We start from the raw sequence: 13,388 nt of genomic DNA on the forward strand, positions 1-13,388 counted from the left end.
CCGGTTGCCCGGTTGCCCGGTTGCCCGGTTGCCCGGGGCCTCGCGGGTTGCCCGGGGTGGTCTTGGCCGCCCGGGGGCCTCGTGGGTGCCCGGCGCTGTTACGGCGAGTCGGGCATCTGCGCCTCGGCGGCCTCCGCCACCGCGAACACCGCGCCCTGCGGGTCCTGGACGACCGCCATCCGGCCGGACTGCATGTCGAACGGCGGCTGGATCACCGAGCCGCCCGCCTTGACCAGGGCGTCCACGGTGGAGTCGGTGTCGTCCACCGAGAAGTAGGCCATCCAGTGCGAGGGCGTGCCCGCCCCCAGGTACCCGGGGATCGGCTGCATCCCGCCCACCGTGCGGTCGCCGGCGTTGAGCGAGAAGTAGCCCTCCATGCCCTGGATGGTCGCCGGGCGCAGCCCCAGCGCCGGGAGGTAGAAGCGGCCGGCGGCGTCGGTGTCGGCGGTGTTGAGCTCGTTCCAGACCAGCGCGCCGGGCTCGTTGACCACGCCCGCGCCGATGAAGTCCATCGCCTGCCAGACCCCGAACACCGCGCCGGTCGGGTCGGCGGCGACCAGCATCCGGCCGATCACGCCGACGTCCATCGCCGGGTAGAGGATCGTGCCGCCGTGCTCGGCGATGGCGGCACCGCTCGCGTCGGCGTCGTCCGAGGCCAGGTACGTGGTCCAGGCGACGGGCGGCAGCGGCTGGCCCTCCGGGGCGGACCGCGCCATGATCCCGGCGACCGGCCGGTCGTTGAGCATGCACACGGAGTAGCCGCCGAACTCGGCCGGGCCGACCTCGCCCTGCCAGCCGAACAGGTCGCGGTAGAAGTCGAGCGCGGCCTGCTGGTCGCTCGCCATCAGGTCGATCCAGCACGGGGTGCCGGGCTTGTACGGAGCGGTGACTACGGGCATTGCTGGGCCTCCCGAAGGCAGTGGTCGCCGGCGTGGTCGTCGGGGCGGGCGGGTCTCGGCCGCCCGGTGCCGGGCTGCCGGTGCCGGCCGTCAGCGCGAACGGCGGTACACCGCCCACCATCGGCCCGGCGCCGCGATCCCGCCACCGGACGGCACCCTGGCGGGCGACCGGACGGGCCCGGGGCCCGTTCAGCCGCCGGCGGGCCGTTCACACTGCCGCCGGGCCGTTCACCCGGCGCCGCACCGGCCGGCCGTTCACGCGGCGCCGCACCGGCCGGCCGTTCACCCGGCGTCGTGCCGCTGGGTCGTGACGAAGTACGGCTGCACCTTGCCGCTCTGCACGTAGTCCTTGAGCCGGACCAGCAGTTCGGCCCAGGTGCCGGCGACCATCGGGACGCCCTCCTCGCTGCCCGGCTGCCAGCCGCCGTGCCGGAACAGCAGCCGGGTGCGACCGGGCTCGTCGGGCTGGTCGGCGAGGTCCCAGCTGATCCAGGTGCCGGCCCAGTGCGGCGGGAAGGCCCCGGCGTTGGCCCACACCACCCGCTCCAGGTCGGCCCGCTCGCGGCGCAGCCGGAACGGCTCGGGGACGCCGGGGAAGTCGAACAGCAGGACGTCGCCCTCCCGGTCCACGCCGGTGGTCCACCAGCTGGTCAGCCCGCCGTGCGTGTTGAGCGCGGCGAGGACGACGGCCCGGGGTGCGGCGATGTCGAACTGCAGGGCGATCTCGGGCATGGGGCCCGCCTTTCGGTGCGCGTCCCCCCTCGTCCGGGTGGGCCGGGGTCCCGTGGGCCGCTCCGGTGTGCCCGCTCCGGTGTGCCAGGTCCGGTGTGCCAGGTCCCCCGTGCCCGGGGCCCCTGGGTCGGGCCCCTCCCCGGTTTCTCCGGCCACCATGGCACGACCCCCGGGCCCGCGCGCCCTGGACGGCGCCGGCCCGGGGGTCGCCCCCACGGCTCGGGTGCGGTCAGCCGCCGCTGCCGTAGGAGGTGTTCGCGCAGATGTCGTCGTCCGCCGAGCGGGCTTCGTTGGTGACGGTGGTGGGCAGCGGCGCCGGGGGCGCCGGGGTGCCCGTGCCGCTGGCGGCCGCGCCGCTGGCCCCGCCGGTAGCCCCGCCGCCGTTGGCCGCGGAGAAGTCCTTGCCGACGATCAGGGTCACGCCCGCCGAGTTGCCGGCCTCGACGCTGGCGCCCGGGAACAGCGCGGCGACCTTCTCGGCGTTCGCCTTCTGCCCGGAGCCGTACTCGACCATGGTGGTCTTGTACCTGGTGCTCGCCGCCTGGCCCGCCGTGGTGGCGGCGAACTTCGCGGCCTTCAGCTGCGCGGTCGCCTTGCCGGCCAGGCCGTTGTCGGTCGTCCCGTTGTAGACCGCCACCTTGATCGACGCGTTGCCGGCGTCCGCGGCCGGCACGGCGGGCGTACTGGGTGCGGCCGACTGCGACGCTGCCGGTGCGCTCGGGTCGGCGGCGTCCGGCTGCTGGCCGGTGGCGTTCTGCCCGTCGATGGTCTGGTCGGCCTTGAGGGTCTCCCAGAGCTTGTTGGCGTCCGGCTGGACCAGGTCGAGGTCCTTGTCCTGGGTGCGGTAGCGCCAGGGCGCCGTCACGAACTTGAGGTCGTGCATGTCGATGTTCTTGAGCGACAGCCCGAAGGAGAGCAGCTTGTCCGCGGAGGCCAGCCCCGGGTCGACCACCAGCGACTTGGTCGCGGCGTCGGCCAGCGGCAGCAGGTTGGTGGGGCTCAGCCCGTCCTTCTTGACCTTGCTCGCGAGCGAGCTGAGGAAGGCCTGCTGGCGCTTCATCCGGCCGATGTCGGAGCCGTCGCCGATGCCGTGCCGCAGGCGCACGTAGTCCAGCGCCTGCTGGCCCTGCACGGTCTGCTTGCCCTGCGGCAGGACAAGGTCGCCCTTCCTGTGCAGGTTGGGGTTGACGTCGCCCTCGTAGATGGCCTTCGGCAGGCAGATGTCGACGCCGTTCACGGCCTTGGTCATCGCGGAGAAGCCGTTGAAGTCGACCACGATGGTGTGGTCGACCCGGATCCCGGTGAGCTTCTCCACCGTGTTCTGGGCGCAGGCCGGGTTGCCGCCGTCGCTGCTGCCGACCGAGAAGGCCGCGTTGAACAGGTCGCTGGACGACCCCTTGGTCCACTTGCCGTTGGGCAGCTTGCAGGGCGGGATCGGGACCTTCGCATTGCGCGGGATCGAGATCCCCACGGCGTGCTTGTGGTCGGCGTAGACGTGCAGCAGGATCGTGGTGTCCGAGCGGGCGCCGCCGTCCGCGCTGCCGCCGCCGAGGTCCGAGTTGTTGCCGCCGCGGCTGTCCGAACCGATCAGCAGCACGTTGACCGGCTTGTTGCCGTCGGCGTCGGCCTGCGCCTCCGGCGGGCGGTCGGTGGCTATCGCGTCGCCGTCGAAGGACTTGATGTTGGCGTTCAGCTTGAAGTAGATCGCCCCGCCGGCGCCCGCGATCAGCACCAGCACGCCGGCCGCCGACCAGGCGACGATCTTCTTGACGTTCTTCTTGGGCTTGCGGCTGTTGCGCGCCGCCGCCCGGCCACCGCCGCCCGCCGCCTCCGGCTTGCCGCCGTCCCTGCCCGAACCCCTGCCGCCGTCCCTGCCCGCGTCCTTGCCGCCGTCCCTGCCCGCGTCCTTGCCGCCGTCCTTGCCAGCGCGGCCGCCGCCCTTGCCCTGGGCGGCACGCCGGGCCTCCGCCCGGCCCCCGGTACGCGGCGGCGGCACGGACCCATCGCTCCCCGTCGTGAGCGCGCCGGGTGCGTTCTCCCCCCGAGCCGGGCCCTCGCCCCACTGACCTGACATGCGCGTACCTTTCACCGACGGAAGCGACGCCCCGGACGATCTGGCGCACCGCACACAGGGGAGACGGTCGGGACCGCTCCCGGGTTGCACATACGAACATCGGTACAAACCGACGAACGTGGCTTCCGATCATATTTAGACCCGACGTGATCACCGACCTCCGGTACACCGCCAACCCCGGCCGCCACGGCGCAAGCCCGCCACAGAACGCCCGAAACCAGCCGATTCCGACGTGACCTACGCCACCTCACCCCGCCCCTCCGGCACCATCCGGCACCACGCGCCGCACGTCGGCCACCACCCGGGACGGTCCGGGGGTTTTCCTCACCCCGCCCCAGGGGGATGCCCCCGTTTCTCAAGGCCCGTTCGCTAGACCAGACTCAGCACCATGACCACCGACACCGCGGGGACGCCGACCGCGAAAACCCGGCCGCAGCCGCCCGCCGGACCACCCGACACCGCCCAGCCCGGAACCGGCGGCAGCGACTTCGCCCAACTGAGCCGCCGGATCACCGCCGAGGGCCTGCTCGACCGGCGCCCGGTCTACTACACCGTCCGCGCGGGCCTCGTCCTCGCCGCGTTCCTCGGCGGCTGGTGGGCCATGTTCGCCCTCGGCGACACCTGGCTCCAACTCGGGCTGGCCGCCGCCATGTCCATCGTCTTCGCCCAACTCGGATTAATGGCACATGACCTGGCGCACCGTCAGGTCTTCACCGGGCGCCGCGCCGGCGAGCTCGGCGGCCGCATCGTCGCCAACCTCCTGATGGGCATGAGCTACGGCTGGTGGATGAACAAGCACACCCGCCACCACGCCAACCCCAACCACGAGGAGCGGGACCCGGACGTCTCCCCCGACCTCGTCGTCTGGTCCCAGGACCAGGCCAGGAGGGCCAGCGGAATCGCCCGCTTCATCGGCCGCCGCCAGGCGTTCCTCTTCTTCCCGCTGCTCCTGCTCGAAGGCCTCAACCTCAGCTTCAACAGCTTCCGCGCGCTGCGCAGCCCGATCATGAAGCGCCCCTACCTGGAGGGCTTCCTGCTGGTCGCCCACTTCGCCGCCTACCTCGGGCTGGTCTTCGCCGCCCTCCCGGTCGGCAAGGCCTTCGCCTTCCTCGCCGTCCACCAGGCCCTGCTCGGCGTCTACCTGGGCTGCGTCTTCGCCCCCAACCACAAGGGCATGCTGATGGTGACGCCCGGCATGCGGCTCGACTTCCTCCGCCGCCAGGTCCTCACCTCCCGCAACGTCCGCGGCGGTTACTTCATCGACGCCCTGATGGGCGGCCTCAACTACCAGGTCGAGCACCACCTCTTCCCCAGCATGCCCACCCCGGCCCTGCGCCGCGCCGCCGTCCTCACCCGCACCTTCTGCGCCGAGAAGGAGATCCCCTACTACGAGACCGGCCTCTTCCGCTCCTACCGCGAGATCCTCGCCCACCTCCACCAGACCGGCGCACCCCTGCGCACCCCGGCCTGACCCCGCCCACAGCCCACAACACAGCGGCACCCCGGCTACTCGATCAGCCGGGGTGCCGCAGTACGTTCACCGGGAGAGCCACCTCTCCACGTGGGCCACCAGGGGCTCGAACCCTGAACCTACGGATTAAAAGTCCGCAGCTCTGCCAATTGAGCTAGTGGCCCGCGGCCCTGGTCCCGGTTGGGGAGGGCCACCGTGATCCTACCCGGTGGGGCCCAGGGCTCCGCCAGTGGATTGCGCGGGCGCGCCGGGGGTGGAGGGCGGAGCGTAGTGGGCGGCGCGGACGCGGCGGAGCCAGGATTCGGCGGGGCGCGGGTCGGGGGCGGCGGGGAGGACACCGGGGCGGGCGAGGCGGTCGGCGGCGTCGGCGAGCAGGGATTCGGCCACGGCGGGGCGGTCGGCGATGCGTTCGCCGAGGTCGCGGACGTGTTCGGGGTCGGCGAGGCGGACCGGGTTGTGGCCGGTCTCGTGCAGGCGGACGGCCTGCGCGACCAGCCGGACCAGGTGCCGGGCGTGCTTGGCGGCCCGGCGGCGGGTGGCCTGGTCGGTGGTGTCGCGGGTCAGCAGTTTGCGGAACTGCTGCTCCGCGTAACCGAGATAGGCCTTCCGGACGGCCGATTCGCTGAGGAAGCTCGAGCGGATCTCGACCAGTTCGGCACCGAGCGGGGTGCGGATCTCGTACAGGTCGTCCGGCAGCCAGACGAGTTCAGAGGCGGTCGGGTTGCAGGACAGCGCCAGGCGGCACCACTTGGCGGCCTCGTGCAGGGTGACGTCGGGCCCGGTGGTGACGTGCGACTCGGCCGGGCGGTGCAGGCCGTGCAACTCCTCGGTGGGGGCGGCGAACAGGCCGAGCCGGTCGACGTCGGAGCCGGCGTGGGCGAAGCCGTACGCGGTGGAGCCGACCACGCCGGCGAGCAGGACGGCCCCGGGGGCGGGGGCGGGGGCGGCGGGGGCCGCGGATGGGTCGGACATCGTCGGTCTCCTCTCGACCGGGCGGCCGGCAGCGCGGTGGCGGCGGTACCGCTGGTGATGACGGTGGCGGTGGGCGGTGGGCGGTGGGCGGTACCGCATCCTCGCCGGTCCGGGCCGCGCCGCGCGAACGATTTCCGCCCCGGGCCCCTCCCCGGCCGGGCCGCCGGGTAGCGTACCGGCCATGTCGACCACCACCTCCGACGACGACGTCCTGATCGTCACCGGCGCCGGCCGCGGCATCGGCGCCGCCACCGCGCTGCTGGCCGCCCGGCGCGGCCACCGCGTCTGCGTCAACTACCGTACGGACGAGGCCTCGGCCACCGCCGTGGTGGACGCCATCCGGGCCGAGGGCGGCACCGCGCTCGCCGTCCGGGCCGATGTCACCCGCACCGCCGAGGTGGAGCGGCTGTTCACCACCGTGGACGCCGAACTCGGGCTGCTCACCGGCCTGGTGAACAACGCCGGCACGCTGGAGAAGCAGTGCCGGCTGGAGGACATCGACGAGGACCGGCTGAACCGGATCTGGGCCGCCAACATCACCGGCCCGTTCCTGTGCGCGGCCCAGGCCGTCCGCCGGATGTCCACCCGGCACGGCGGCCGCGGCGGCGCCATCGTCAACGTCTCCTCGGCCGCCTCGCGGATCGGCTCGCCCAACGAGTACGTCGACTACGCGGCCGCCAAGGGCGCCGTCGACTCGATGACCCGCGGCCTCGCCCTGGAGGTCGCCGCCGAGGGGATCCGGGTCAACGCCGTCCGTCCCGGCCTGATCCACACCGACATCCACGCCCTCGGCGGCGAGCCGGGCCGGGTCGACCGGGTCGCCCCCGGGCTGCCGATGCGGCGCGGCGGACGGACGGAGGAGGTCGCCGAGGCGATCCTCTTCCTGCTCTCCCCCGCCGCCTCGTACACCACCAACGCGTTCCTGGACGTCTCCGGCGGGCGTTGAAAGGTTCCCTCCGGTTTCCTTCCGCCGGCCCGCCCCGCGCCCGTACCGTGGGGCCATGACCGATGCCTTCATCGACATCCCCGGTGTGCGCAACTTCCGTGACGCGGGCGGGATCGGCGCCCTGCGGCGGGGCGTGCTCTACCGCTCCGGCTCCTTCCACACCCTCACCGAGGAGGGCGCCCAGCGCCTCAAGGCCCTCGGCCTGCGCACCGTCCTCGACCTGCGCAGCCCGTTCGAGCTGGAGGTCTGGCCCGACCTGCGGCACGGCCTCGACCACGAGGCCCTCAACCTGCCGACCCTGCCCGCCAACCGCGAGGACGTCGACCAGCCCTGGCCCGAGGACCAGGCGGCGCTCTACCCCTTCATGGCCCGGACCGCAGGCCCGTCCCTCGCCGCCGTCGTCCGCCGCCTCGCCGAGCCCGGGGCACTGCCCGCCCTCGTGCACTGCGCCGTCGGCAAGGACCGCACCGGCCTGACCATCGCCGTCCTGCAGTCCCTGCTCGGCGCCTCGGACGCCGACGTCACCGCCGACTTCCTGCTCTCCAACGTCGGCCTCGGCCTCGACCGGGGCCCCACCCCCTACGTCGACGAGACCGGCACCGAGCGCGTCTCCCGCCCCGTCACCGCCGAACTCCTCGCCTCCGCCCTCGGCTGGATCCGCACCCGGCACTCCTCCGTCCCCGCCTACCTCCAGGCCCACGGCGTCACCGAGGAGGAGCTGACCGCCCTGCGCGCCAACCTGTCGGTCTGACCGGCCCGGGGCGCGCCTACTCCTGGCGTTCGAAGCGCCACCACTGGGCGGGCGAGTCGGTGTCCTCCCACTGGTGGACGGTGGGGTCGGGGGGTGCGGCGGCGGTGAGGGGCTTGCCGCTGATGAAGCTGGTGATGGTGTAGGTGCCGGGGGCGTCCACGTGGGCTTCGAGGAGCCACTCCTGGGCGCCGAAGGCGTTGGCGGACCACTGCTGGATGGGGACGCCGTCGTCGGTGGAGGCCCCGGTGACGTCGAGGCGCTTGCCGCTGGCGGCGTTCTCCAGGTGGCAGAGGGCGCCGCCCGGGTGGACGGCGGTGAGCTGCCAGAGCTGGGCGTCGGAACCGTCGTCCGCGCCCTGGCGGACGCGGGCGCCGCTGCGCCGGCTGCCGTCGGCGACTTCGAGCAGCAGGCCGCTGTCGACGTTGCGGATCCGGTAGCGGCCGTCGGTGATCGCGGTGTCAGTCACGCTCGCAGTCTGCCACCGGGGGCTGACAGGCCTCGGAGCCGAGGACGGCGAAGCGGACGGCGGGGAGGACGGCAGGGAGGACGGCGGCCTGCTGGAGGCCGGAGGCCCGGACCGGCGCGCGGGGCGGGCGGGCTATGGTCGGAAGCCGGAACAGGAAGTCGAGACAACCTCTACGAGTGGAGTCGACGATGGCGAAGGTCCCCAACGTGCTCTCGGCCGCCGCGCCCGCCGCGCTGACCGCGGCGAGCGGTCTGGTGGGCGGTTACGGCGTCGCCCGCTGGAGCGGCCGGCGCGAACTGGGCGGCGCGGTGCTGGCGGTGGCCGGTGCCGGGGCGGCCGCGCAGTGGCACCGCAGCGCGGGCGCGGCCACCGCGGCCGCGCTGACCGGCCTGTACGTGGCGGCGTTCGGCGGCTCGCATCCGCTGGCGAAGAAGATCGGCGCCTGGCCGTCGGTCTTCGCCGTCACCGGGGTGGTCGCGGCGGCCTCGACGGCCGCGACGGCACTGGCCGCCCGCAAGCGGTAGCAGCACCCGGCGCAAGCCGTACGCCGGCCCGCTCACCGGTCTCGGCGCGGCGCTCACCGCAGCGGCCTCAGCGCGCCGCCCCTCCGGACTGGGCCCCGCCGGACCGCACCGCCGCGCCGAACCGCGTCTCGAACGCGGCCCGGTTCGCCGAGACCGGTGAGCGGTCCCAGACCGCGAACACCACCCGTTCGAAGGCCGCCCCGTACCGGGCCAGCGCGCCCTCGAAGGCCTCGGCGACCTGGGCCGGGTCGTTGCGGAACACCCCGCAGCCCCAGGCCCCGAGCACCAGCGTGCGGACCTCGTGCCGGGCCGCCGCCGCGAGCACCCGGACGGCCCGCTCGGCGAGCACGCCCCGGACGTCCACGTCGGCCGAACGCCGTTCCAGCTGGCCGGCGTTGGGGGCGGGCGAGGTCAGGAAGGTGACCGGGTACGGCCGCGCCAGCAGGTCGCCGCCCCGGCCGCGGATCACCGGCACGTCGGGCGAGACGATCACCCGGTGGCTGTACCGGAGGTCGGTGGAGGCCCGGTGCGCCTCGTAGTAGTCCGGCGCCTCCAGCAGGCAGGTGTAGAGCAGCGCGCTGCGGCACAGGTCCTCCTCCTGGGCGCGGGCGCCGCGCAGGTAGCCGCCGCCGGGGTTGCGCGCGGAGGCGAAGTTGAGCACCCCGACCGGGCCCGCCCCGCCCTCGACCAGGCGCCGGGCGGCCTCGATGCTCCCCTCGGCCGTCACCTCCACCGCCCCGGGGGGCCCACCGGACCCGCCCGGCCCGGGCCCCGGGCCCCCGCCCCGCAGCAGTGCGTCCAGCGCGGGCGGCGCGTACGACACCGTGCCGGTCCTGGCGGCCGCCAACCGCTCCCCCACCTCGACGAGTTCGCCGTCGGCCGCCCGGTAGCTCCCCCGCTCGGCGATCTCCTCGTTCACCCGCGCCACGTCATGCAGTCTGCTGCTCATGTCCGGGACGCTACGGGACTTCCGCCGGGCCGCGCCACAGGTTATTCTCAGTCGCAGAACAACACCTCGGGGGCACGAGGGGTACCGGGGGAGGTACCCGGGGGTATCGGGGGAACGCGACGGGCCCGCTCCAGTGCATGGAGCGGGCCCGTCGTGTGTGTTCAGGTGTTCAGCTACCGGTGGTCAACCACCGGCCGTACGGCGTCAGTTCTTCCAGCGCGGCTTGCGGTCGTCGCGGTTGAAGCCGCCACGGTCGTCACGGTCACGGTTGAAGCCACCGCCCGAACGGGCGCCACGGTCGTCACGGTTGAAGCCGCCGCCGGAGGCCTGCGGACGGCCGCCGGAGCGGTGGTCGTCACGACGCGCGAACGGACGGTTGTTGCTGCCGCCGCGCTCGTCACGGTCCCGGCCGAAGGCCGGACGGTCGCCGAAGGGGCGGGCCGGACGGTCACCGAAGGAACGGCCACCGCGGTCGTCGCGGTCACGGTTGAAGCCACCGCCCGAACGGTCGAAGCCACCGGAGCGGGCCGGACGGTCACCGAAGGAACGGCCGCCACGGTCGTCACGGTCACGGTTGAAGCCACCGCCCGAACGGGCGCCACGGTCGTCACGGTCGCCGAAGGAACGGCCGCCACGGTCGTCACGGTCACGGTTGAAGCCACCGCCCGAACGGGCGCCACGGTCATCGCGGTCACCGAAGGAACGGCCGCCACGGTCGTCACGGTCACGGTTGAAGCCACCGCCCGAACGGCCACCGCGGTCATCGCGGTCACGGTTGAAGCCACCGCCCGAGCGGCCACCGCGGTCGTCACGGTCACCGAAGGAACGGCCGCCACGGTCGTCACGGTCACGGTTGAAGCCACCGCCCGAACGGGCGCCACGGTCGTCACGGTCACGGTCACGGTCGCGGCCGAAGGCCGGACGCTCGGTGCGCGCCTCGCGGTACGACGGCGCGCGCTCCTCGGTCTGCGGCGCGGCGGCCGGAGCCGTCGCCTCGGTGGCCGGAGCCTCCGCAGCGGCCTCGTCGCCCGCCTCGGCGGCCGGAGCCTCGTCCTCGATGCCCAGCTCGGCCCGCTCGCGCGCGGCCCGCGCGGCCAGGCGGTCGGCCTCCTCGCGCAGCTCGGTGGTGCGGCGCTGCGCGCGCTCCAGCTGGCGAGTCATGTCGGCGAGCTCGCGCTCGGCGGCACCGGCGATGCCGGCCGCGCTCTCGGCCTGGACCTCGATCAGCGAACGGGCGCCGGTGATCTTGGCGACCTCGGCGTCGAAGGCGTGGTCGAGGATGTGGCGCGAGGCGTCGACGCCCGCGTCCTCCATCAGGCGGAAGACGCCGCGGCGCTGGTGCGGCAGCACCAGGGTGACGACGGCGCCGGAGCGCCCGGCCCGGGCGGTGCGGCCGGAGCGGTGCAGGTAGTCCTTGTGGTCGCCGGCCGGGTCCACGTTGAGGACCAGGTCGATGCCGTCGACGTGGATGCCGCGGGCGGCGACGTCGGTGGCGACGACGACGTTGACGTAGCCGTCCTTGAAGTCGCCGAGGACGCGGGTACGGGCGCCCTGGGTCATCCCGCCGTGCAGCGCGTCGGCCTTCACGCCGGCCTCGATGAGCTGCTCGGCGACGCGGTCGGCGCCCATCTGGGTGCGGACGAAGATGATCGTGCGGCCCTTGCGGGCGGCGATCGCGTTGGTGATCGGCGCCTTGTCCTTGGGCTTCACCACGAGGATGTGGTGGGTCATGGTGGTGACCGCGCCGGCCGACGGGTCGACCTCGTGGGTGACCGGGTTCTTCAGGTAGCGCTTGACCAGGGTGTCGATCTCGTTCTCCAGGGTGGCGGAGAACAGCAGACGCTGGCCACCGGCCGGCACCTGGTCGAGGATCTCGGTGACCTCGGGCAGGAAGCCCATGTCGGCCATCTGGTCGGCCTCGTCGAGCACGACGGTCCGGACGTCGGCCAGCTTGGCGCTGCCGCGGTTCAGCAGGTCGCGCAGACGGCCGGGGGTGGCGACCAGGACGTCGACGCCGCGCTCCAGCGCGTAGATCTGGTTCGACATCGAGGTGCCGCCGCAGACGACCTTGAGCTTGAGCCCGAGCACCGAGCCGAACGGCTCCAGGGCGTCGGCCACCTGCATGGCCAGCTCGCGGGTCGGGACGAGGATCAGGCCGCGCGGGTGCTTGGGCTTGGTGCGCTCGCCGTCGGCGAGGCGGGTCAGCAGCGGCAGGCCGAAGCTGAGGGTCTTGCCGGAGCCGGTACGGCCACGGCCCAGCACGTCCTTGCCGGCCAGGGCGTCCGGGATGGTCGCGGCCTGGATCGGGAACGGGGTGGTGACACCGCGCTTGGCGAGGGCGCGCACGACGTCGTCGTGCAGGCCCAGGTCGCCGAAGGTGATGGTGGGCTCGGCGGCCTCGACGGCCTCCTCGGCCTCGACGGCGTCGGCGTTCAGCTCGACGTCGACGTCGACGTCGGCGTCGGCGGCCGCGACGGCGTCAACGGCTTCGGTGAGGGTGTCGGCGGTGTCGGTGACATCGGCGGCGGCCTCGCTCGCGGGCATGGCGAAGCGGGCGTCGTCAACGAGAGACATGTAAAACCTTCCGGAAGTGGCACGCGCCAAAGTCCGGGGGTTCTGTTTCACAACCGCCTCTATGCGGTCAGCCACGGATCGCCGGAACGCGCCAAGGGCGCCAGATGGAAGTAGGGCGCCAGTCAAATGGATCAAACGAACGATCTACCACCATAGACGAACCTCGGGATCAGAGGCAAATGCCCTGGCCAGCCCGCTAATGCCCACCCGCATGCGGGCTCGGGGCCGAGGAACCGGAGTTGCCGGCCGAGGGCTCCGTGGTCGGTGGGACGGTCGCGGCGGGTGAGGTGTGCTCGGGCTCGGGGGACGTCGACGGGTGGCTGCTCGGCGTGGTCGACGGCGTGCCCGCCGCACCGCCGGAGCGGCCCTCACCGGTGCCGCCGGCCCCGCCCGCGCCCCCGGTGCCCCCGCCGCCCGCCGCACCGCCCGTACCGGCCGCCGCACCGCCGCCCGGCCGGGGCGCGGGGCTGGCGTTCACGCCGCCCGCCGAACCGTTCATGCCGCTGCCGCCCGGCGCGGCGTCCGCGGCGGGCGCCCCCGGCACCGGGACCACGCCGGCGGCCGCGCCGTTCGCGCCGGATGCCGCCTCGCCCGCCGCCGTGGCCGTCGCCCCGGACGGCGCGTTCTCGCCCTGCAAGCCCCCCGGACGCTCCGGGCGCCCGGACGCACCCCCCGGATGCCCGCCGCTCGGTGAGGCCGACGGCCCGCCCGTCGCCCCCGGCTTGCCCGCCGGACCGACCTGCCCGACCGGCGCCACCCCGTGCTTCACCTCGGCCTCCGGACCGACCGACATGCACCCCGTCAGCCCCAGCCCGGCCACCGCGAGCACCGCCGCCGCCCGCAGTCCCGCCGTCCGCGCCCGCTCCGACCGCGCCGCCCGCACCACGGGAAGCCCCGCCACGCGACGCCCCTCCGCACGAAGTCCCGCCGCCCGCACCGAAACCGCGCGCACCGAAGCCGTACGCACCGAAGCCGTACGCATCACCGCCCGAACCGCCCGCACCGAAGCCACCGAGCTCCCTCTCCACCG

General features: G+C 74.1%; 12 protein-coding genes and 1 tRNA gene. 4 read left to right on the forward strand and 9 right to left on the reverse strand.

The annotated features are described in order from the left end of the window. Positions 1-98: 98 nt before the first annotated feature. From ACIPLC_RS13280 to ACIPLC_RS13290, 3 genes are all read right to left on the reverse strand, one after another. A complete protein-coding gene (locus ACIPLC_RS13280) occupies positions 99-899 on the reverse strand; it encodes a VOC family protein (protein ID WP_400473076.1) in 801 nt (266 codons plus the stop codon). A 282-nt stretch (positions 900-1,181) separates the two neighbouring features. Beyond that, positions 1,182-1,631: an SRPBCC domain-containing protein gene (locus ACIPLC_RS13285; protein ID WP_400473077.1), complete on the reverse strand. Its 450-nt coding sequence runs from the start codon at positions 1,629-1,631 to the stop codon at positions 1,182-1,184. A 229-nt stretch (positions 1,632-1,860) separates the two neighbouring features. Beyond that, the gene (locus ACIPLC_RS13290; protein ID WP_400473078.1) at positions 1,861-3,627 is read right to left on the reverse strand and encodes an LCP family protein; all 1,767 of its coding nucleotides are present in this window, start codon (positions 3,625-3,627) and stop codon (positions 1,861-1,863) included. 466 nt (positions 3,628-4,093) lie between these two features. Here ACIPLC_RS13290 and ACIPLC_RS13295 point away from each other — a divergent pair, with 466 nt between their 5' ends. Continuing rightward, positions 4,094-5,176 (forward strand): fatty acid desaturase family protein, encoded by a 1,083-nt coding sequence (locus tag ACIPLC_RS13295; RefSeq protein WP_400473079.1) that lies wholly within the window; start codon positions 4,094-4,096, stop codon positions 5,174-5,176. A 91-nt stretch (positions 5,177-5,267) separates the two neighbouring features. Here ACIPLC_RS13295 and ACIPLC_RS13300 read toward each other — a convergent pair. Both ACIPLC_RS13300 and ACIPLC_RS13305 read right to left on the reverse strand, forming a co-directional pair. After that, a tRNA-Lys gene (locus ACIPLC_RS13300) sits at positions 5,268-5,340 on the reverse strand. 37 nt (positions 5,341-5,377) lie between these two features. Continuing rightward, positions 5,378-6,148 (reverse strand): DNA polymerase beta superfamily protein, encoded by a 771-nt coding sequence (locus tag ACIPLC_RS13305; RefSeq protein WP_400473080.1) that lies wholly within the window; start codon positions 6,146-6,148, stop codon positions 5,378-5,380. 181 nt (positions 6,149-6,329) lie between these two features. Here ACIPLC_RS13305 and ACIPLC_RS13310 point away from each other — a divergent pair, with 181 nt between their 5' ends. Both ACIPLC_RS13310 and ACIPLC_RS13315 read left to right on the forward strand, forming a co-directional pair. Next, positions 6,330-7,094: an SDR family oxidoreductase gene (locus ACIPLC_RS13310; RefSeq protein WP_400473081.1), complete on the forward strand. Its 765-nt coding sequence runs from the start codon at positions 6,330-6,332 to the stop codon at positions 7,092-7,094. Between the two features lie 55 nt (positions 7,095-7,149). Further along, complete coding sequence (locus ACIPLC_RS13315) at positions 7,150-7,845, forward strand: tyrosine-protein phosphatase (protein WP_400473082.1); 696 nt, start codon at positions 7,150-7,152, stop codon at positions 7,843-7,845. Positions 7,846-7,861: 16 nt separating this feature from the next. Here ACIPLC_RS13315 and ACIPLC_RS13320 read toward each other — a convergent pair whose 3' ends face one another. Next, positions 7,862-8,386, reverse strand: coding sequence for an RICIN domain-containing protein (locus ACIPLC_RS13320; RefSeq protein WP_400473219.1), 525 nt, complete (start codon positions 8,384-8,386; stop codon positions 7,862-7,864). 113 nt (positions 8,387-8,499) lie between these two features. Here ACIPLC_RS13320 and ACIPLC_RS13325 point away from each other — a divergent pair, with 113 nt between their 5' ends. Next, positions 8,500-8,835, forward strand: a complete 336-nt coding sequence (locus ACIPLC_RS13325) for a hypothetical protein (protein ID WP_400473083.1) — start codon at positions 8,500-8,502, stop codon at positions 8,833-8,835. 67 nt (positions 8,836-8,902) lie between these two features. Here the strand turns inward: ACIPLC_RS13325 and ACIPLC_RS13330 are convergent, their stop codons facing one another. The 3 genes from ACIPLC_RS13330 to ACIPLC_RS13340 form a co-directional block, all read right to left on the reverse strand. Further along, positions 8,903-9,784 (reverse strand): TIGR02452 family protein, encoded by an 882-nt coding sequence (locus ACIPLC_RS13330; RefSeq protein WP_400473084.1) that lies wholly within the window; start codon positions 9,782-9,784, stop codon positions 8,903-8,905. A 204-nt stretch (positions 9,785-9,988) separates the two neighbouring features. Continuing rightward, positions 9,989-12,358 carry a DEAD/DEAH box helicase gene (locus ACIPLC_RS13335; protein ID WP_400473085.1) on the reverse strand — a complete coding sequence of 790 codons (2,370 nt, stop codon included), beginning with the start codon at positions 12,356-12,358 and terminating at the stop codon, positions 9,989-9,991. 196 nt (positions 12,359-12,554) lie between these two features. Then, entirely contained in the window at positions 12,555-13,259 is a 705-nt protein-coding gene (locus ACIPLC_RS13340; protein WP_400473086.1) for a hypothetical protein, read from the reverse strand. Positions 13,260-13,388: the final 129 nt, after the last annotated feature.

Source organism: Kitasatospora sp. NPDC086801 (genome assembly GCF_044745805.1).
In the GTDB taxonomy this organism is placed as follows: Bacteria; Actinomycetota; Actinomycetes; order Streptomycetales; family Streptomycetaceae; genus Kitasatospora.